The sequence below is a fragment of the Alphaproteobacteria bacterium endosymbiont of Tiliacea citrago genome, from assembly GCF_964031065.1.
Lineage (GTDB): Bacteria > Pseudomonadota > Alphaproteobacteria > CAJXXZ01 > DAHXLG01.
Genome location: NZ_OZ034995.1, coordinates 304333 through 325169 on the forward strand (window position 1 = coordinate 304333; position 20837 = coordinate 325169).

Below are 20837 nucleotides of genomic sequence, written 5' to 3' on the forward strand. Positions count from 1 at the left end.
ATAATGTCTGGTTGTTTTTTTTTGTTGGATAAACCTCTGGACGTTTCTTCTTTTTTTTGTATAAAACCTTTTAAAAAAAATTATAAAAGGGTTGGACACAGTGGCACTTTAGATCCTTTTGCCACTGGTCTTTTGGTTGTTGCTGTAGAAAGAGCTACTAAATTTATTCAATATCTTCCAACTTCTAAAAAATACTTTTTTTCTATTCAATTTGGATTTAAAACTGATTCAGACGATGTTTCTGGTAAGGTTGTTGAAAAAAACAATAAAAGGCCAGAGTTAAAAGACATTGTTTCTTCTATATATAAATTTATTGGTTTAATTGAACAGCGGCCTAATAAATTTTCTGCAATTAAAATTAATGGTAAAAGAGCTTATAAACTTGCTAGAAATGGAGTTTTATTTGATATACCTAAAAGAAATGTTTTTATACATTCTCTTGAATTAATTTCTTTTGAGGGGGATGTTGCAAGCTTTGAAGTTGTTTGTGAAAAAGGAACTTATGTTAGAACTTTAGCTAGTGATTTATGTAATAGCTTGTCTGTTTTAGGTTGTGTTATAACATTAAGGCGAATTGCTAGCAATGGGTTTGATTTAGGTTTGATTGAAAAAGCTACTGAAGGTATTGGTTTGGATTGTTTTTTTGAATTTTACCCATCTTTATTTATTTCATTTGAGCAGTTTGAAAAATTAAAAAATGGCTGTGAATTAAGCATAAAAGATGATCGGTTAATTGGTGGGGCTATTTATTGTTTAAATTTAAACGAAGAATTTCGTGGTTTAGTGAAAACAACCAATTTTTCTATTAAAAAATTATATTTAATTTAAAAAAAACGTTTCTAAAAATTACCTTTGTTTTTTTTAGGGGCTGTTTTTTTTGACATTTTATGATATGAAATATTACATGAATAAACTAGAAATAATCAAAAAACATAGAATTTCTGAAAACGATACTGGTTCATCTCAAGTTCAAATAGCTCTTTTGACTGAAGATATTGCTTCCTTAACTGTTCACTTTCAAAAAAACAAAAAGGATCATCATTCTAAAAGAGGTTTTTTAAAAAAATTAGAAACTCGTAGAAAATTGTTGAAGTATTTAAAGCGTACAAACACTCAACAATATTCATCTTTAATTGAGGCATTAGGATTGAGGAAATGATATCTATAAAAGAAAATTTTAATTCGATTCCTTTTAGTTTTTTTTTTGACTTAGAAAATAAAAGAGTTATCGTAACAGCCGAAAAAACAAGTGTTATGTGCCATTTGACAATTGCAAAAGAAGATGTTTCTTGTTCTTTTTCAGAGTCTGGTTGTAAACCTTTAAAAGTAACTTTTGAATCTAGGTTTAATTCGATTAATAAAATACCGGGTGGTTTTAAAAAAAAGGACTTTATCTCAGACTTTGATATAACTTTATCAAGATTAATTGATAGGTGTGTTCGCCCTTTGTTTCCAAGCGATTTTAATAAAGATGTTAATTTATATTTTCAAGTTTTAAGTTATGATGACTATTCTTTAGAAGTTGTTTCTGTTTTAGCTTCTTCTTTATCTTTGCTTTTATTTGGCGTTACTGAGTTTCCTGTTTCTTTATGCAAAGTTTCAGGTGGAAACATTAATAAGGCTAATAAAAAAGATGTTAAATTTAGATTTTTAGCCTCTTTTTCTTCTCAGCCTTCAAGTTTAAATAATTTAGATTACTTAACTGAAAACACAATGGTTGATTATGAGTGTTTTTCTGATCTTGTTTTAAAAAATTCAGATTCTTACAAATCTATTTTGGATAAGGCTTTTAAAATAACTTGTTCTTTTGCTGAAGATATGAATCGTCTTCAATATAAGATTATTTCTGAAATTAAGGGGCACCCAAGTTATAAATTAGAACCTATTAACTCTAATTCGATTGGGTTTTTTTCTAGAAGAAGTGCTTGGGGGTTTTCAAAAAAGCTTTTTAATTCTTTTTTAGCAAAAGATAGAAGCTCTTTTAATCTTAAAGATTTTGAAAAAGATTGTGGTCAAAACTATGTTTATAATTCTTATGTAAGAGATTTGGTTTCTTATCGTTTTGCAGAACATATAACAAGAAATAAAAAAAGAATAGATGGAAGAAGTTTGTTTGATCCATCTAGTTTACTAATGGATATTAGAGAGCAATCTTTAGTTAATCAATTAGTTGCTGGAGTTTCTAATTGTAATTTCTTTTCAAGGGGCAACACACAAATTATTTCTTCAATATCTATAGGAGATAGTTCGAATGTTCAATGGATTGATTCTATTGATGGTAAAACACCTGAATCTTTTATTGTTAACTATAACTTTTTATCTCATTTAAGTAATAAAAAAAGTGTTGGCGGCTCTAGAAGGGAAATAGGCCATAGCGAGCTTATTAAAAAAGCTATAAAATCTTGTTTATTAGATAAATCAAACGTAATAAGAGTTGTTTGTGATGTTGTTAGCTGTGATGGCGGTAGTTCTATGTCATCAGTTTGCGGAACTTCAATTTTACTTTATCAAAAAAAGCTTATTAAAAATTTAATTGCTGGTGTTTCTATTGGTTTAATTAAGCATGAAGAAAAAACAAGTTTTATTGTTGATTTGAATCAGTTGGAAGATGAATTTTTAAGTTTGATCGATTGTAAAGTTACTGGAACAACTAATTCTATTACTTCTATTCAGTTAGACTCTAAAAAAACATGTTTAAACTCTAAAGATTTTTATGAAATTTTAAATACTTCTATTATAAAACTTAATGAAGTGTTGAACTCAATGGAAACTTTATTAGCTTCTAAAACCCAAAGTAAATTAACTCAAGAAGTTGATATAAATTTTCAGCTTAATGAATTATCTGAGTCAAATGGTTTAACAAGCGATGATGTCTTTAATGGAAAAAATGAAAGAAGTTTTTACAACCGAGAAAAAAACTTTGCTTTTAAAGGGGGGCATCACAACAAAGAAAAAAGAAGTTATGGAAAATCTAAGGTTGATATTTCAAAAAAAGATATCTCTAATCAATCTTCTTTTTTTGGCTCTGATTCCGTTAAACCAACTAAGTTTGATGGTTTTTCTGATGAATCTTCTATTAATAATGATGTTTGTGCAAACAATAAAATGGCTTCTGAATACGTTGTTCTTAATATTGATACAGCTTTTTTAAAAGATGTTTTATTAAAAAGGGATATTGAGGTGACTTGGCTTTCCAAAAAATTAGGCGTTTCTTTTTCTGTAAAAGGACATAATCAATTGTGTATTCACGCTAAACAGTCTCAAAATTTAGCAGATGCAATTAAGTTTATAAAGCATTTGGTTAAAGAAAGGTAACTTATGTATATTTTTGTAAAAGCGTTTTTTTTTATTTGGAATATTGTTTGGTTTATTCCATCTTATTTTTTGTATTTTTTTTGGTTGTTTTTTTATTATGGTTATTGCATAGTTCACAGATTAATTTATCCTGATTATAACGCACGAAAAGTTAAGGTTTTATATCCTATAATAGAGAAAATAAATATTCTTAAAGATGATTTTTCTAATCTTTCAAACGCTGATTTAAAAAAAAAGACTCTTGAATTTAAAGAAAGAATAAAAAATGGAGAAACTTTAGATGATATTTTAGTTGAGGCTTTTGCAACTGTAAAAGAGGCTTCTAAAAGAGTTTTAGGGTTAGAGCATTATGATGAACAATTAATGGCCGCTATTTCGCTGCACCGTGGTTGTATGACTGAAATGAAAACCGGAGAAGGAAAAACATTAGCTGCGACTCCAGCTGTTTATTTAAACGCATTGGATGGTAAAAGTGTTCATGTTGCTACTGTGAACGATTATTTAGCTAAAAGAGATTCAGATGAAATGGGTCGATTATACTCGTTTTTAGGTTTGACTTGTGGTGCTTTATTAGAATCAATGGACACAAAAGAAAAACAAATTATTTATGGTTTAGATATTGTATATGCAACCGGTTCGACTTTGGGGTTTGATTATTTATATGACAATATGAGTATGGATAAATCTCAAATTCGTCAAAGAGGTTTGGATTTTGTTTTGGTTGACGAAGCAGATAAATTAATTGATGATGGCAGAACTCCTTTAATAATCACAAACCCTTCTGATGATTCTTTAGAATATTATTCTTATTTAATTGATTTAGTCAGGCAACTTACTGAGGAAGATTATGAAATAGAAAAGTCTCAAAAAAGCATTACTTTTTCAGAAGCTGGGCTTAAAAAAATAAATTCTATGTTAGAGCAAGATAATGTTGTTGAAAAGGGTGAGACTTTGTACTCTAGTGGGCAACTTAATTATGTTCATGGATTAAATCAATGTTTGCATGCGGAATATATGCTGGCAAGAAACGTTGATTATATTGTGAGTAATAGAGGTGAAATTTTATTAATTGATGAACATACTGGTCGTATTTTAGATGGAAGAAGGCTTTCAAATGGTTTGCACCAAGCAATTGAAGCTAAAGAAGGGGTTCGAATTAATTCAGAGGGCAGAACTTCTGCTTCTATTAGTTATCAAAAATTTTTTGGTCTTTATCAAAAATTTTCAGGTATGAGTGGTACTTGTTTAAGTGAAGCTGAAGAGTTTTATGAAATTTATGGTGTAGATACTATTTCAATTCCAACTCATAAAAAAGTTATCAGAAAAGATGAAGACGATGAAATTTATATTGATTTTGAAGATAAATTTAATGCAATTGTAAAAGAAGTTAAAGAGGCTTTGGATAAACAACAGCCTGTTTTATTAATCACTGGTAGCGTTGAATTTTCAGAAGTTTATGCTCAAAAATTTAAAAAATTAGGTTGGAAGTTTAACGTTTTAAATGCAAAAAGAAACAAAGAAGAAGCTGATATCATTGCTCAAGCAGGAATGCCTCGGGCTATCACTATTGCAACAAACATGGCTGGAAGAGGGACGGATATTCAACTAGGTGGAAACTTGGATATGCATGTACGATTATTAAGAGAGCAAGGTTTAAGTGAAGCTGAAATTGAAGCTAAAAAGCCTGCTATAAAATCTGAAATAAAAAAATCAAAAGATATTGTTTTGAAGGCAGGTGGGCTTTTTGTTATTGGAACAGAAAGAAATGAAAGCAGAAGGGTGGATGATCAAGCTCGAGGAAGAGCCGGAAGACAAGGTGACCCAGGAAGATCTAAGTTTATGATTTCATTGGATGACCCCTTAATGAAAAATTTTTCAAATCAAAGTTGGTTAAAAAGTGCTATGACGAAAGGTGAGCCTATATATGATCCTTGGATAACTCGTCAAGTTGAAAAAGCTCAAAAAATGGTTGAAGCAAGAAGTTTTGATCAAAGGAAATATTTAATAAAATATGATGGTGTTATGGATGAGCAGAGGACTATGATTTATGAATTTAGGAATAAATATTTGTTTGATGATGATTTAACTTCTCATTTAGAAAAATTTGTAAGAGAAAAGTTGAATTTTTTTGAACAAAACACAAATTCAGTAACCGTACGCTCAATGAGTGACTTATTTGGAGTTGATTTTTCTTTTGATAATGCATCTGAGGTTGTAGTTTCAAAAATGAAAGACATAAACATGAAGTCCTTTAAAACAATTTTATTAACAACATTAGATGATTTATGGAGCTCTCATTTATTAAATTTATCTTATATAAAACAAATCACAGAATTACGAGCACATGGACAAAAAGATCCATTAACAGAATATAAAATTGAAGCATCAAAATTATTTGAAAATTTATTAGAAAGGTTTGTTGAAGACTCTTTATATAAATCTTTTCACTTAAATGAAACTCAATTTTTTGAAAACTCAGATGGTGTTTTGGTTAAATTAAATTCCTTAATAGAGAACCTTGAATCATCTTTGAATTCGGTTGAAGATGAAGCTTCGGCATTACAGCTAACTTCTTTGCTAGAACAATATAAAAAAATAAAAAATGAATATGAAGATAATTTAAATGGCCATAATACAAGTTTAGATTTAGAAAATAAACCTATTGTTTCAAATTTTGATGGTAATGTTGATTTATTAAAAGAAACAGATTCTGCATTATTGGATAATGTTCAAAGTGAATTTATTGAAACAAATAAAGATAAAACAAAAAAGAAAAAAATTTCAGTAAAACCAAAAAACAAGAATGAATATAATAAAAGCAATGACAATAAAAATTTTAAAGGTCCAGATAAAAAATTAGATAATAAAAAAGCAGTGAAAAAAACTTATAATCCTTCATATAAAAAAGAACAAATTGAAAAAAATTTTGCTACATCTAAATTTAAAGAAGATAGAAAAAAAACTTTTAGAGATAATAAAAACACTAAACCTAAAAATTAAAAAATATTTGTTGTTTGCTAATTATAATTAAAACTAACAAGAAATTTTCGCCTTAGCATAAATTAAGTTATGATAACACAGTACGCCTCCAGATTTTTCAATTAAACATCTTCCGTCGTTTTCGAAATAATTTTGAGACCAATTATTTTTTAGATTTTGAAATTCTATATCGTTTAAATTTTTTATTTTATGCCATCCAAATTTGATATAAATTTTTTTATTTATTTTCAGTCCAAAATAAATTCTGAATCTTCTGCCTTTTAAAAGATGTAAATTATCTTTATGAACAAATCTTCTTCCTACAAAATGAATTGAAATTAATGTAAAAGGGTGTTCAATTTTTTTTAAAATTTCTGAGATAACTTTTTTGGGTTCTCCATCAAAGGGTTTTATTTCTAAAAAATTGTTAAGAACTTCGATATTAGATTTTATTTCAGATATAAGCATTTATATATCATAATAAGTCAAAAAAAAAAAAATTAACATTATTTGTGTAGTTTTGATTCTGATTCTTTTATTAATTTTTCTATTTGATCTTTATTTAAATTTGCAAGAGACACTTCTTCTTTTTTGTGATTAATAATAGAGGCTAAAACTTTTTGAGATTGTAAAGCAATAGCTAAATTTTCAGATTGAATAGCATAATTATATATTTTTTGAAGGTTTCTAATAATTTTTTGAAGTTCATTTACCTTGTTCATACTAACAGCAGTTTATCAAAACAGTTAAAGTAAAGGTAAGTAAAAAAAACAACTTAAACACAATTATTGACTTTTTAATAAAGTTTGTCTATTCTACAAATAGAGAGGCGAAAATGAAAGAGGAAATTAAATGACCTTATCAGATATTTTTAAATCTCAACACGATGAGAATAATGAATGGATGTATTGCTCATTAAAAAGAGAACAATATAAAAAACAACAAAGGTTAACAAAATTAGCCGTTGATTCTAGCAAATCAATAGTCAAAAAATTATCTTTGTTGGTCCAAAACTTAAAACAAAATTTTCAAGATTTTTAAAAAATCTTATATTTTTCCTAAAAAAATTTTAGTATTTTTGAGTATTGTACTAAAATTTTTTATTTTTTATAATAACAATATAAATTTAATTAATTTTCAATTGAAGGGATTTTATATTTTTTATGACAATAAAAGGAAAAAGTTTTAGTGAAAAAGAAGGTTTGGCTATCAAAAAAACCGTGATAAAAAAAAAGATGAATGATTTAATATTAAACGACACCTTTTTTTCAAATGTTGAATTTGATCCAAAAAAACATTCTCAACCAAATGATCCATCATTTTCAATCAAAGATAATGAAAAAATAGAAGTCAAAGGCCTTCCAAAGTTTATAGATTTTAATGAGCTAAAATCGAAAAAACTTGCTGATTTACTAGAATTAGGAGAACAATTAAAAATAGAAGACCCATATTCATATAAATTACACGATTTGTTCACATTAATTTTAAAAAGATATATATACAATGGATCCGTTGTAATAGTTAAAGGAGTTTTGGAAATAGTCTCAGATGCTGGACATGCTTTTTTAAGGTTTCCAGATATTAACTATAAAATTACTTCATTTGATATTTTCGTTCCTGGCCAAAAAGTTAGAAAAGCTAATATAAAAACAGGCGATATCTTAGAGGCCGTTATAAAATATCCAAGAGAAACAGAGAAAAACTTTAATTTAGCAAATATTTTAACAATAAATGGAGAAAACGGAGATTCAAAAAAAAATCGTGTTAATTTTGAACAATTAACTCCTTTATATCCAATCGATAAAATAAATTTTGAATTAGAAGATGCTTCAAAAGAAGATTTAGTTCTTAGGGCCTGTGATTTAGTTGTTCCAATAGGTTTTGGTCAAAGAGCTCTAATAATAGCACAGCCTAGAACTGGAAAAACAATTTTAATGCAAAACATGGCAAACGCAATCACAAAAAATCATCCAGAAGTTGAATTAATGGTTTTATTAATAGATGAGCGTCCAGAAGAAGTCACAGATATGAAAAGATCGGTGCGAGGAGAGGTTATTTCTTCAACTTTTGATGAAGCTGCTTCTAGACATATTCAAATAGCAGAACTAACAATAGAAAAAGCGAAAAGAATGGTGGAACAAGGTTCAGATGTTGTTTTGTTTTTAGATTCTATTACAAGATTAGCAAGAGCTTATAACACAGTTACCCCATCATCAGGCAAAGTTTTATCTGGTGGTATAGATGCTCATGCAATGGAGGGGCCAAAAAAAATATTTGGAGCGGCAAGAAAAACAGAAGAAAAAGGTTCTTTAACAATAATAGGAACTGCGTTAGATAAAAATAAATCTCAAATGGATTTTTATATTCTTCAAGAATTTGCAGGAACAGGAAATTGTGAGTTGTATTTAGATCCAAATCTAGCCAATAAACGAGTGTATCCAGCAATAGATATAATTCAAAGTGGAACCAGAAATGAAGATAAGTTTTTTAAAGCAGAATCAGAATTAAATAAAAGATGGGCTATAAGAAAAATTATGCTTTCAATGGGATCAGAAGGAATGCCCTTCTTGCTTTCAAAATTAAAAACAACTAAAAACAATAAAGAATTATTTGAAATAATTAATAAATAGGATCATGTTTAATAAAGCACAAGAAGAAGCGATTAAAAGCGAAAATAAAAGAATTTTAATTTTAGCTGGAGCTGGAACTGGAAAAACAAGCGTAGTAATAAATCGAATAGTAAAAATAATCCAAGAAGGAACACCCGCAAATCAAATAGTTGCCACAACCTTCACGAATAAAGCTGCAAAAGAGTTATTAACAAGGTTATCTCTTATCATAGGAGAAGAAGCAAAATCGATATATTGTGGAACGTTTCACAAAATTTCAGCTCAAATTTTAAGAAAATATAGTTCATTAGTAAGTTTAGAGCCAAACTTTCAACTTTTAACAGAGGATGATCAAAAAAGAATAATAAAAAATTACTTAAAAAGTGTTGGAAGTGAAGAAAAACCAAAAGTATTATTAGATAAAATATCTCAATATAAAGAAACAGGAAAAACAAAAGACGATATATTGTTTATAAAGACATATGAATTTTACCAAAAAACATTAAAAGAAAATAATTTTTTAGATTATTCAGATTTAATACAAAAAGCAGTCGATTTATTTGCAAACAACGAAGATGCCAATAAAGAAATTTGCTCACATTTATTAGTAGATGAATATCAAGATATCAATGGTTTGCAATATAAATGGATAAAAAATTTAAGCAAAGATGCAAGTTTATTTTGTGTAGGAGATGAAGATCAGTCTATTTATGCATTCAGAGGAGCAAACATAAAATATATTCAATCATTTCAAGAAGATTTTCAGGAAGCAAAAATAATAAAATTAGAAGAAAATTATAGAAGCTGCAGCCAAATTTTAAGGGGAGCTGTGAACGTAATCAGTAAAAATAGAAAGAAATATATAAAAAATTTAATATCGGCAAATGAAACTTTAACCGGTTTTATCAAAGTTAATAAAGTGTTTAATGAATACGATGAAGCAGCATATATAGCAAAAAAAGTTATAGATTATCAAAAAAACTATCCAGATTATACAATCGGAGTATTAGTAAGAACAAACCTTCAGTTGTTAGCAATAGAGCAAGCATTGGTAGAAAACAACATTAAATATAAACTTTCAGCTGGTAAGAAATTTTATGATAAAAAAGAAATTTTGGATTTAATTTCTTATTTAAGAGCAATAAATTCTGCGGAAGATTTTTTAGCTTTTTCAAGAATAATAAATACACCAAAAAGAGGAATAGGAGAAGCGAAGCAAAGTATGTTTTTAGATGCAATGAAATCATTAAACTGTGGTTTTGAAAATGCTCTTATAGCTTTGTTAGATCAACTACCAAAAGCTGTCTCAGAAAAATGTAAAATATTTTTAATGCAAATAAAAACATGGAGAGCGCTGTTAAAAGAAACAAAACCAATAGAAGTTTTAAAAGCAATTTTAAAAGATACAAAATACATTGAATTAGAAGATATTAAAGAAATGAAAAATATAGATGCATTAAAAGATCATTTAAAGCAATATGAAGTACTTTCAGACTTTTTAGAAAATTTACAATTCACAACAGAGGAAGAGGAGTCAAACGAAGTTCAAATAATGACAATGCACGGAGCAAAAGGATTAGAATTTGATATTGTAATAGCGCCAGGATGGGAAGAAAATATTTTTCCATCAATGTTATCAAAAACAACAGAAGAGTTAGAAGAAGAAAGAAGATTGGCATATGTAACAATAACAAGAGCCAAAAGATTTTTGGATATATTATATACAACTTCTAGAAGGATTAATGGTAAATTTTTCTCACAAATTCCGTCTCGTTTTATTTTTGAGTTATAATTTTGTGTTTCTGCTTATTTTTTGATTAATTTAATTATAAAAAAATCTTTTTTTCATTGTTTCTTTTTCTTCTATTGCTATTTGTTGTATTTCTATTTCTTTTTCCCGTTCTCTGTCTGCGTATTCTCCGTATTCTAGTTCTTTTTTTTGTTGGTTTCTTTCTATTGATCTTTCTTCTATTGTTTTTTGTTCCATTGCTATTTTTATTTCTCTTTCTATTTTTTTTCGTTTTTGTTCCAATCCTCTTTTTATTTTGTTTTTTATTTCTTTTTTTATTTTTTTTTGCCTTACTTCTAGCAAAGTTAAATAAAGCTTTTTATAAGCAGGATTACTATTAATAAATTTAACGGCGTGTTTATGGGATTCTTCTTCAAAGAACATTAAATAATCCTCAATGTTTGATCCAATTAAATTTTCATCAACTATTAATTTTAATGTTGATAATTTTTCTTTTTCACGTGCTTGATAAAAAAATTTAACTAAAATTTGAGAAAGCCTGGTGTGATTGAATTTTGTTAGCATCTTTATAAGAAGAGGTTTTTTTTCATTCATGGAATATTGATAAAATGATTGAACAAAAAATTTCATTTCCCTTTCATATAGTGTGTTTTTATTTAGCAAATAATTAATAAATATTTTTCTTTCTTGTTGGTTTAATTCCATCGTACTCAATAGAAAGAGGTGTTCTGGTATATACGTATATTTTATATTTAAAAAATTTAATTTTGTTTTCACTTGATTGTGTTTTCAAGGCTGTGTAATATTTTTCTAAGTTGTTTGTGAACTTGTGACCTATTGGAAGACTTGTTATATAGTCCTGAAGATAAATTACTTCAAGTGATCCTTCTTCATTTGGAAATGAAATTTTTTTTAGTGAATTTAGCAACCTAGTTAGTTTATTTTGTCTGGGCGCATCCACTATTTTGCATGGAGAAAACATTAAAACACGCAAAAATTAAAACAATTAATTTATTTTTTATCATATAACCAATGTAGCAATTTTGATTTTTTTTGTAAATTTTGCTATTATTTTAATGTGATTTTATCAAGTGAATTTGCCCATAGTGTTAAAAAAGCATACGATTTAAGAAGTAAAAACTTAGATACAGAAGATGCTTTTTTATTGGGTAAAAGTTTTGGAACAGAGTTAATAATACAAAATAAATCAAGTTTATGTGTGTGTCATGATAGGCGTAAATTATCAGAAAACATCTATAATTCTTTCATAAAAGGTGTACTATCAACAGGAATAAATGTATATAAACTAGGCCAAGTGGGAACACCTGTCGTTCAATATATGGCGGTACAAAAAAAAATAGATGCAGCAGTATCAATAACAGCATCACATAATCCAAATGAATATCATGGAATAAAATTTTTCGTAGAAAACAAAGCCTTTTCAGAAGAAAGATTAACAAGTTTAATCAACAGATGTTTAGAAAAAAATTTTGAAAATTTCGAAGAAGGGACAGAGCATAACATAGATAAGACTGAATATCTTGCGCGATTAAATTCAATAAAATTAGAAGGAAAATTTAACATAGGGTGGGATCTTTTAAACGGTTGTGGAGGAGATATAATTGATTTTTTAAACTTAAAAGGTCAAAACATCATATTAAACAAGGAAAAAAAAGAAGATTTTGGCGGATTTCCACCAGATCCAAATTGTATTGAAAGATTGGAAGAAATAAAAAAAATAGAGCAAAAAAATGAAATAGATTTTGCTTTTATAATTGATGGAGATGCAGATAGAACTTCATTATTATATAAAGGAAACTTAATATCCGGAGATGTGTTTCTTGCAATGATTTTATACCTGAATCATCAAATAACAAACACAAAAAGCAAGGTGATTTGGGATGATATTAGTAGTTTATCTATCAAAAAATGGTGCTCCCAATTTAGTGAAAGTTTTTTTTCAAAAACGGGTCATTCTAATATTCAAAACTTAGCAGTTGAAAAAGATTGTTTTATAGCAGGTGAAATGAGCGGTCATTATATGTTTAAAGATCACTTTTTTATAGATGATGGAATTTATTCAAGCTTAATTTTTCTTTCTCTTTTAGAAAAATCAAATTTAACTTTAGATTCGTTGTTACAATTAATTCCAAAAACTTTTTTAAAAAAATGTCCCAATATTGATTGTGTGGATTCTGCAGATAAAGAAAATAAAATGAATTTATTAAAAAAATACTTTAAAGAAAATTCGATACACTTTACAGAATTTGATGGTATAAAAGTTTTTTTAGAACAAGGATGTTTAATTATTAGAAGTTCAAATACAGAGTCTATTCTGAGAGTGTTAATAGAGGGCTGGACAGAAAAAGGCCTTGAAAACATGAATAAATTTGTTGAAAAAATTTATTTGTTTTTGTCGAAAAATTTTTAAATTTATAAAAAAAAATCAAAATGTTTTTTGCAATATTTCTCTTGTTGTGGTTATAATAACAAGATATGTTCCCAAAAGATACTTTATTATTAGACTTAGGAAGTTATGAAATAAAAGGTATGTTTTTTGATGATAATTTAAAACAAACGATTAATGTGAAAGAAAAAAAAAGTGGAATTTTTAATGGGTACGTTGTGAATGTTTTTTTATTTCAAACCTCTGTTTTAAATCTTGTAAAAAGAATAGAATCTCAAATTAATAAAAAAATAGTTAATATTGTTTTATTATTAAGCGGTAAAATTTTGGAATATAAAACACTATCTGTGAAAAACCTGAAAATTCAAGGTGTTATTGATCAGTTTAAAATAGATATGATTAGTCGCAATATTAAAAAGTGGGTAAAAAACAAAAACGGAGTATTAATAAAAAGCTTTCCAGTTAAATATATTTTAGATGACTTTACAATTGAAAACCCATATGGTTTGTTTTGTGATAATTTAAGTTTTCAATATTTTATATGTTATGCATTTAAAAGTAAAATTAATAATTTAATTTATTTATTAGAGCAATTAAATTTTAATGTAATAGATTTAGTGCCTTCAATTTTATCACTAGGAGATAGATATCTATCTGAAGATGAGAAGGGATTAGGTTCTTTGGTTTTTGATATTGGTCATTCAAAAATGCAATGGTGTTTTTACTATAAAGGTGCTCCTGTGAAGGCTGGAAATATTAATTTTGGATCAGAGTCTATAACTTATAAAATAGCTCGCAGTCTAAACCTTTCATTAGAAGAAGCTTCTAGAATTAAACACGAATCATTGGCTGCAGCTTTAAAGCCAGAACATTTTTGTTCATGGATTAGAATTGTTAGAGATTCAAACGAAGAGTTTATTTTACAATCAGAAATGATTAGAAAAATTTTACCAGAAATAACAATTTTTATTAACGAAATAAAAAAAACAATTTCTTTATTTTCAAATCAAAAAATTTATAATGTAGTTTGTTTTGGTAACGCTTCTTTTTTATCTGATTTAATAGAGTCTTTACAAAAAGGAACCACATTAAAAATAAAAACAGTTGGTAAGGATGATATTTTTGGAGTTGCTGATTTGTTTTTTAAAAATTTTAAAAATGAAAAAAGTTTAAATAGAATTATAAAGTTTCTGAAAAGAGTTATTGGTTATTTTTTGGATGCTTAATTGGTTTTTTACCTCATTGTGTAAAATTCTTTTTTTGTGATAAAATATGACATAATAAAGGGAGTTGATATGAAGGGGATCAAAAAAGAAAACGATCTAAAAAAAGGGCAAAAAAAAAAGGTAGAGGTGGAGTTAAAAAATCTTGAAACAAAAGATTTAAAAAAAGAAAATATTAATTGTCCTCCCAAAAACTCTTTGAGTGATATTCTTTCTAAAAGAACAGATTTAAAAGATTTCACTCCACAAATTGCGGTAATTGGTGTCGGTGGAAGTGGTGGTAATGCTGTTAATGCCGTTATTGAAAGCGGTATTAAAGGAGTGAAAACTATAATTTACAATACTGATGCTCAAGTGTTAAAAGGAGCGAAGTCTGAAGTTAAAATGCAACTTGGTCCAAAGTTAACACAAGGACATGGTGCAGGAGCAGATCCAGAAGTGGGTAGATTAGCAGTTCTTGAAAGTGAAGATGAAATAAAAAAACATTTAGAAGGAACACATGTTTTGTTTATTGTTTCAGGTATGGGAGGAGGAACAGGAACAGGAGCAGGACCTGAAATTGGAAGAATAGCATTAGATCTTGGCATTTTGGTTATTGGTCTTGTAACAACTCCTTTTGAATTTGAAGGTGAGCAAAGAAAGAAATGTGCGAGATTAGGTGTAGAAATTTTTCAAAAAAACTCAGATGTTTTAATTGTAATTAGTAATCAAAACCTATTTTCGTTATCTAATTCAGAAACCACATTTGAGAACGCCTTTAGATTAACAGATGAAATTTTATGCGAAGGTTTAAGAAGTTTTATTCAAACAATAAAAGAGCCAGCTAGAATTAATGTTGACGTTGCTGATTTTTTCACAATTATGAAGGGTAAAAAAAGTAGAGCAAGAATGGGAACCGGATTTTCGTCTGGTGAAGATAGAGGAATTAAAGCAGCACAAGAAGCTATGGCTAGTCCATTATTAGAGCTAGGCGGAATGATGTCTAAAGATATTGATGGAGTAATTATTTGCATTCGTTGTGGTAAAGATATGACTTTATCAGATATAAACAAAGCAGTTGAATATATAAGACAATCAGTATCTCCAGAAGCAAACATTATTTTTGGAGCAACATTAGATGATGACTTAAGCGGAAAAGTTGAGTTATCTATTTTCGCAACAACCTCTAATTACACAGAAAAAAACAAGCCAGTTGAAAACACTTTTAACGAATTTGATGATAGTTATTCATCAGATTTTGATACAACATCTTTTGATGAATTATTAAGCTTGCAAGAGGATGATCTAATAGGACAACCTCACTCTGCAGCAGTTAATGAAGCCTCCGAGGATTATGTGGTAAAAAAGAAGCCGAAAGGTTTTTTTAAAAGATTATTTAGTTTCTTTTTTGGTAGCAGCAAAGATGAAAACGAAGCTTCCGATGTGCCTCCGTATATGAAATAAAACAGAGGCTGTTCAAAATAAAAAAATTTTTTTAATATTTTGATATGTCTTTAATAATTAAATCAGAAAACGATTTTCATAAATTTGTTTTAGAAGAAAAAGATATTTTTGTTGTTGTTTATTTTTTTGCTCAATGGTGTGGGCCTTGTAAGATGTTTTCTAGTGTTTTTGAATCTGTTTGTGAGGAATATCAAACAATGTCCGAAGATCAAAAAGTAAAAATATATAAAATTGATATTGATAATTTATCAAAAATATCAGCAGATTATGGAATTTTATCTATCCCTACTTTTATTATTTTTCGAAATGGTGTGGAGTGCGCTAGGCAAATTGGAATACAAGAAGATTTTAGTGATTGGGTTGCTTCTAATATTATAAATTTATAAAAAATGAAGTTTGTTTTTGCAATTGGTAATCCTGGTTTATGTTATAAAAACACATATCATAGTCTTGGTTTGCTTTTATCTGATGCATTATTAAAAAAGTGTGGTTATATACAAAAAAAAGAAACGAATAGGTATGTTTTTTATAAAACACCTAATAATGTGAACATAATTCAATCAAAGGTTTTTATGAACGTTTCCTTTGATGCATTAAGAGAATTATATATGTTTTTTAAATTTAAGCCTGAAGATTTATTGGTTTTACACGATGAATTAAGTATTAAAAAATTCACTTTTAAATTAAAAACAACAGAAGGTTTAGGTGGGCATAATGGATTACGTGATATTGCTAATAATATAGGTAAAAAATTTGCTAAGTTGCAAATTGGAATAGATCATCCTAAAAATTTTAATCCTAATTTAGATGTAAGTAGTTATGTTCTATCTAAGTTGAATATATCGGAATGGGAGCCTTATTTTGAAGATGGAATTAAAGAAATTTTAAATTGGTGTTTTTAGTTTAAGTAAAAAAAATAATTATTCTTGTCAATAAAATATTATATTATATTCTGCATATCCAACTTTTTTCGTGTTTCTTAAATCGATATAATAATTTTCTTTTAAAAAATATTCAGGAAAAATTTCATGAAAATCATTTAAATCTTTAATGGATCTATTTAGTTTGACTAAAATTCCAGGCCTTAAATAAAGATCAATTCTATAATGAAAAATAGTAGCCGCAAATGTTTTTTTTAAAATTTTAGGATGTTTTTCTAGCTCTTTATAATATATTGGCCAATATTTAAGGTTTCCAGATATTGCAATGTAATCATCTGGATCATCATTTTCAGAGTCAAATGTATTTCCTGTGTTATCCATAAAAAAAATTTTATTATTTTTTGAAAACACTCCAATAATTTTTTTTTGAACGGGAATAACTTCTAAATTTTTTCTGTTTTTTATTATTACACCAGCAATTCTATTGTTTTTTTCTTTTTTGGCAATTTTTTCAATATAAGTATAACAATTATTGTAAGGAATGAAAAAACCGAAATATTTAACGCAAAAAGAGCCGCAAACATATAAAATAAATAAAATTATGTTTAGTTTATATTTCATTTTTACATTTTAATTGCAAATTCATTATATATAAAGGTTTTTATGTTTTTAGATATTTAAATTGTGAAAATGTAGATGTTAAAAAGCCTAAAATAAAAAATATTATGAAAATTTCATAGTTTATTAATAAAAACACATATGATATGTTTAGAAAAACTGTTTTAATTTTCCCTAATTTCGATGCTGGTATGTCTTTTTTATATATATTTCTTATTATTACCATTGCTATTTCTCTTGAAATTAATAGAAAAACAATAAAGAAAATTGGAAAATATTTATTGGTGAAAAAAATATATAATAGCATGTTTATAGAGAAAATTTTGTCTGCTATTAAATCTAAATTTGCTCCGTATTTACTTGTTGTATTTAATTTTCTTGCTAAAAAACCATCAAAAAAGTCTGAAATTGATGCTAAAAAGATACAAAAAACAGCTAATTTTATGCTTTTTTTGTATAAAAAAACATCAATAATTAAGGTTAAAATAATTCTTGAATAAGATAAAATATTTGGAATTAGTTTTGAAATTTTATTCATAATTTTCAGTTTACAAAATTTTTAAGAAAATGTTTATTTTAAGAAGAATTATTTAAAAAATTTACTTGTTGGTGTGTTTTTATTTTTTAATTCTTCATACGTTCCTTCTGCTATTATTTTTCCTCCGTTTTTACCACCTTCTGGCCCTAATTCTATTAACCAATCTAAATTTTTTAATACATCACAGTGATGTTCTATTATTATTATTGAGTGTTCTTTTGCTTTTAATTTGTTTAATATTTGCATTAGTGCTTGAATATCGTCAAAATGCAGACCTGTTGTTGGTTCATCTAAAATATAAAGCGTTGATAGTTGTATTTTCTTTTTTTGCCCTAAAATTTTTGCTAATTTTATTCTTTGAGCTTCTCCACCTGAGAGCGTGATTGCGTTTTGTCCTAGTTTTATATAATCTAATTTCACGTTTTTTAATGTTTGTAACATTTCTTTCATTTGTGGTATAAAGTTGAAAATATTTAATGCTTCTTCTACTGAAAGATTTAAAACATCAGCTATTGAAAGATTTTCATATTTTATTTCGCATGTTTCTTTGTTAAATCTCTTTCCTTGACATTCTTCGCACTGAATTTCGACATCTGGTAAGAAGTGCATTTCTATATGCCTTACTCCTTCTCCTTTACACAATGCACATCTTCCTCCTTCTACATTGAAAGAAAATCTACTTGCTGTGTATCCTCTGCTTTTTGATTCTGGAAGTTGCGCATACCAATCTCTTATATAACTCCATATTCCTGTATATGTTGAGGGAGTTGATCTTGGTGTTCTTCCTATTGGAGCTTGATTAATTATTTCAAATGGAGGAATTTCTCCTTCTAATGAGCACAACGAAGAATCTAGGTCATCTTGCTTTGCTTTTAGTGCTGTTGCTAAAATTTCCATAATTAACGTGGATTTTCCGCTTCCTGATACTCCACAGACTCCTACCAAACAATTTAATGGAATATCAACGTTTAATTGATTTAAATTATTAAATGTTGCGTTTTTAATTGATATTGTTTTTGAGTTTTTAAAATCAAAAGGTGTTTTTTCAATTTTTATTTCTTTTTCTTTTTTAAGATATTGAGATGTTAGGGTGTTTTGTTTTAATAAATTTTGCAATGTGCCTGAGAAAACCACCTCTCCTCCGTATACACCTGCTTTTGGACCTATTTCTATTAAATAATCTGATGCTAACATTGTTTCTTCATCGTGTTCCACCATTAATATTGTGTTTCCTAGGTTTTTTAGCTTTTTTAATGTGTTTATTAGTTTATCTTGATCTTGTGGGTGTAAACCTATTGATGGTTCGTCTAAAACGTATAAAACACCTTCTAAACCAGATCCTATTTGTGATGCTAATCTTATTCTTTGGCTTTCTCCACCTGATAATGTTTCTGCCGATCTTTCCATTGTTAAATAATGCAGGCCTACGTCGAGTAAAAACTCTAATCTTTTGCTTATTTCGTTTGTTAATGAGGTTGCGATTTCTTGATCTGATTTTGATAGGGTTAGGTTGTCTATAAAGTTTTTTGCTTGATTTAATGAAAGATGGCAAACTTCAGCTATGTTTTTGTTTTCTAATTTTACACATAAAGCTTGTTCGTTTAATCTTAAACCTAGACATTTATGACACTGTTCCTTTATTCCCCAGTCATCTTGTGTGTATCCTAATCCTGAGCATTTTTTACATGCTCCAACTGGGCTGTTAAATGAAAACAATCTTGGCGAAAATTCTGTTAAGCTAAATCCTGATACTGGGCAAATTGCTGTTTTTGAAAATGTTGATTCTTTCTCTTCTGTTGTTACTTTTATTATTTGGTTATATTCAAATGCATTTGCTATTGCGTTTTCTATTTCATATCTTTCGTTAAACTCTGTGTTAAATTGCCCTATTAATAGTTCTATTGTGTGAAATTTGTTTTTGTCTAATTCTGGAATTTCATCTAAAGAGTAAATTTTATCGTCTATTATTATTTCACTAAATCCTTCTTTTTGTAATTTTAATAATTCAACTTTAAAACTACCTTTTCTTTTATATATTATTGAAGATATTAGTTTAAATTCTTTTATGTTTACTGATAATAAATGATTAGTGATTTCGCTTGGGCTATAGGCTTTTAATGGCAAATTTGTGAATGGAGAGTGTGGTGTTCCGATTCTTGCATAAAGAACCCTTAAATAATCATAAATTTCTGTTACTGTGCCAACTGTGGATCTTGGGTTATATCCTTGGGTTTTTTGCTCTATTGCTATTGATGGTCTTAGCCCTGATATTTTTTCAAAATCTGGTTTTTCAAACTTGTTTAAAAATTGTCTTGCATAACTTGATAAGCTTTCTAAGTATCTTCTTTGGCCCTCTGCAAAAATTGTATCTATTGCTAATGAAGATTTTCCTGATCCGCTTACTCCTGTTATAACGGTTATTTGATCGTGTGGAATTTCTAGGTTAATATTTTTTAATCCGTGTGTTTTAACTCCTTCAAGTTTGATATATTTTTGATTTGCATTGTCCATTTATTATTCTCTAAATTCGTTAATTTGATTTTATAATATATGCTGTATTGTAAATATGCTAGATATAACATTATGTTAAACGTATCTATAGTATCGAAAATTCCATTTATTGCTTTTATTTCTCTTTCATTAAAAAACATATACTCTAGTTTAATTTCATTTTCGTTTACTATTATTGCAGATTTTGTAAGCATTTTTTGAGATAAAAAGAATAATAATGGAGTTAGTTTGGTGTGTTGAAAGTTGATTAATATATTAAATTTTGTTTGTTCTAAAAATTCTTTAAATTTTTTGGTTTGTAATTCGTTATCTATACTTGTTCTATATAAAAATCTATACATATCAACTTTTAATATTGCTTCTTTTATTGATTGGTTTAGATATTCGGGTTCATTTTCTTCAATTGCCATTTGCGCTGATCCTAATGGGTTTATTAAATCATGGCAAATTTTTGTTAGCAGAGAGTCTATTGCATTTTGAACTTTAAAATGTTCCATAATATATATAGTCTTAGATTTTGATTAAAATATCAATAATTCTTGAAAAAATATTTTATAAAATGT

General features: G+C 27.4%; 20 protein-coding genes. 12 read left to right on the forward strand and 8 right to left on the reverse strand.

Annotation, left to right across the window (positions count from 1 at the left end):
* The first annotated feature begins 3 nt into the window (after window positions 1-3).
* The 4 genes from truB to secA all read left to right on the forward strand — a co-directional run bounded on the left by truB (window position 4) and on the right by secA (window position 6315).
* Entirely contained in the window at window positions 4-828 is an 825-nt protein-coding gene (truB, locus tag AAHM83_RS01620; protein ID WP_342261754.1) for a tRNA pseudouridine(55) synthase TruB, read from the forward strand.
* 64 nt (window positions 829-892) lie between these two features.
* A complete protein-coding gene (gene rpsO, locus AAHM83_RS01625; protein ID WP_342261755.1) occupies window positions 893-1159 on the forward strand; it encodes a 30S ribosomal protein S15 in 267 nt (88 codons plus the stop codon).
* Window positions 1156-3315, forward strand: a complete 2160-nt coding sequence (locus AAHM83_RS01630; RefSeq protein ID WP_342261756.1) for a hypothetical protein — start codon at window positions 1156-1158, stop codon at window positions 3313-3315. Before rpsO ends, AAHM83_RS01630 begins: the two co-directional genes overlap by 4 nt.
* 3 nt (window positions 3316-3318) lie before the next feature.
* A complete protein-coding gene (gene secA, locus AAHM83_RS01635; RefSeq protein ID WP_342261757.1) occupies window positions 3319-6315 on the forward strand; it encodes a preprotein translocase subunit SecA in 2997 nt (998 codons plus the stop codon).
* A gap of 33 nt (window positions 6316-6348) precedes the next feature.
* On the opposite strand, the gene AAHM83_RS01640 is transcribed toward secA, so the two are convergent.
* Entirely contained in the window at window positions 6349-6762 is a 414-nt protein-coding gene (locus AAHM83_RS01640) for a hypothetical protein (RefSeq protein WP_342261758.1), read from the reverse strand.
* Between the two features lie 38 nt (window positions 6763-6800).
* Window positions 6801-7016 carry a hypothetical protein gene (locus AAHM83_RS01645; protein WP_342261759.1) on the reverse strand — a complete coding sequence of 72 codons (216 nt, stop codon included), beginning with the start codon at window positions 7014-7016 and terminating at the stop codon, window positions 6801-6803.
* A gap of 130 nt (window positions 7017-7146) precedes the next feature.
* Here AAHM83_RS01645 and AAHM83_RS01650 point away from each other — a divergent pair, with 130 nt between their 5' ends.
* The 3 genes from AAHM83_RS01650 (at window position 7147) to AAHM83_RS01660 (ending at window position 10695) form a co-directional block, all read left to right on the forward strand.
* Window positions 7147-7335, forward strand: coding sequence for a hypothetical protein (locus AAHM83_RS01650; RefSeq protein ID WP_342261760.1), 189 nt, complete (start codon window positions 7147-7149; stop codon window positions 7333-7335).
* Between the two features lie 329 nt (window positions 7336-7664).
* Window positions 7665-8924, forward strand: coding sequence for a transcription termination factor Rho (rho, locus tag AAHM83_RS01655; protein WP_342262233.1), 1260 nt, complete (start codon window positions 7665-7667; stop codon window positions 8922-8924).
* Window positions 8925-8928: 4 nt separating this feature from the next.
* Window positions 8929-10695, forward strand: coding sequence for an ATP-dependent helicase (locus tag AAHM83_RS01660; protein WP_342261761.1), 1767 nt, complete (start codon window positions 8929-8931; stop codon window positions 10693-10695).
* A gap of 30 nt (window positions 10696-10725) precedes the next feature.
* Here AAHM83_RS01660 and AAHM83_RS01665 read toward each other — a convergent pair whose 3' ends face one another.
* Both AAHM83_RS01665 and AAHM83_RS01670 read right to left on the reverse strand, forming a co-directional pair.
* Window positions 10726-11283, reverse strand: coding sequence for a hypothetical protein (locus AAHM83_RS01665; RefSeq protein ID WP_342261762.1), 558 nt, complete (start codon window positions 11281-11283; stop codon window positions 10726-10728).
* Between the two features lie 37 nt (window positions 11284-11320).
* Window positions 11321-11635 (reverse strand): hypothetical protein, encoded by a 315-nt coding sequence (locus AAHM83_RS01670; RefSeq protein WP_342261763.1) that lies wholly within the window; start codon window positions 11633-11635, stop codon window positions 11321-11323.
* A gap of 96 nt (window positions 11636-11731) precedes the next feature.
* Here AAHM83_RS01670 and AAHM83_RS01675 point away from each other — a divergent pair, with 96 nt between their 5' ends.
* From AAHM83_RS01675 to pth, 5 genes are all read left to right on the forward strand, one after another.
* Complete coding sequence (locus tag AAHM83_RS01675; protein ID WP_342261764.1) at window positions 11732-13084, forward strand: hypothetical protein; 1353 nt, start codon at window positions 11732-11734, stop codon at window positions 13082-13084.
* Window positions 13085-13149: 65 nt separating this feature from the next.
* On the forward strand, window positions 13150-14286 hold the full coding sequence (locus AAHM83_RS01680; RefSeq protein ID WP_342261765.1) for a cell division FtsA domain-containing protein: 1137 nt from the start codon (window positions 13150-13152) through the stop codon (window positions 14284-14286).
* A gap of 36 nt (window positions 14287-14322) precedes the next feature.
* Window positions 14323-15726 (forward strand): cell division protein FtsZ, encoded by a 1404-nt coding sequence (ftsZ, locus tag AAHM83_RS01685; protein WP_342261766.1) that lies wholly within the window; start codon window positions 14323-14325, stop codon window positions 15724-15726.
* Between the two features lie 44 nt (window positions 15727-15770).
* Window positions 15771-16112, forward strand: a complete 342-nt coding sequence (locus AAHM83_RS01690) for a thioredoxin family protein (RefSeq protein WP_342261767.1) — start codon at window positions 15771-15773, stop codon at window positions 16110-16112.
* Between the two features lie 3 nt (window positions 16113-16115).
* Window positions 16116-16628 (forward strand): aminoacyl-tRNA hydrolase, encoded by a 513-nt coding sequence (gene pth, locus AAHM83_RS01695; RefSeq protein ID WP_342261768.1) that lies wholly within the window; start codon window positions 16116-16118, stop codon window positions 16626-16628.
* A gap of 27 nt (window positions 16629-16655) precedes the next feature.
* Here pth and AAHM83_RS01700 read toward each other — a convergent pair whose 3' ends face one another.
* Genes AAHM83_RS01700 through AAHM83_RS01715 form a run of 4 tightly spaced genes read right to left on the reverse strand, consistent with a single transcriptional unit; the run spans window position 16656 to window position 20771 of the window.
* A complete protein-coding gene (locus tag AAHM83_RS01700; RefSeq protein ID WP_342261769.1) occupies window positions 16656-17228 on the reverse strand; it encodes a cell division protein FtsQ/DivIB in 573 nt (190 codons plus the stop codon).
* A 40-nt stretch (window positions 17229-17268) separates the two neighbouring features.
* The gene (locus tag AAHM83_RS01705; protein ID WP_342261770.1) at window positions 17269-17763 is read right to left on the reverse strand and encodes a CDP-alcohol phosphatidyltransferase family protein; all 495 of its coding nucleotides are present in this window, start codon (window positions 17761-17763) and stop codon (window positions 17269-17271) included.
* 48 nt (window positions 17764-17811) lie between these two features.
* On the reverse strand, window positions 17812-20274 hold the full coding sequence (locus AAHM83_RS01710; protein ID WP_342261771.1) for an excinuclease ABC subunit UvrA: 2463 nt from the start codon (window positions 20272-20274) through the stop codon (window positions 17812-17814).
* Window positions 20217-20771, reverse strand: coding sequence for a hypothetical protein (locus AAHM83_RS01715; RefSeq protein WP_342261772.1), 555 nt, complete (start codon window positions 20769-20771; stop codon window positions 20217-20219). The genes AAHM83_RS01710 and AAHM83_RS01715 overlap by 58 nt, the downstream gene beginning before the upstream one ends.
* Between the last annotated feature and the right edge of the window lie 66 nt (window positions 20772-20837).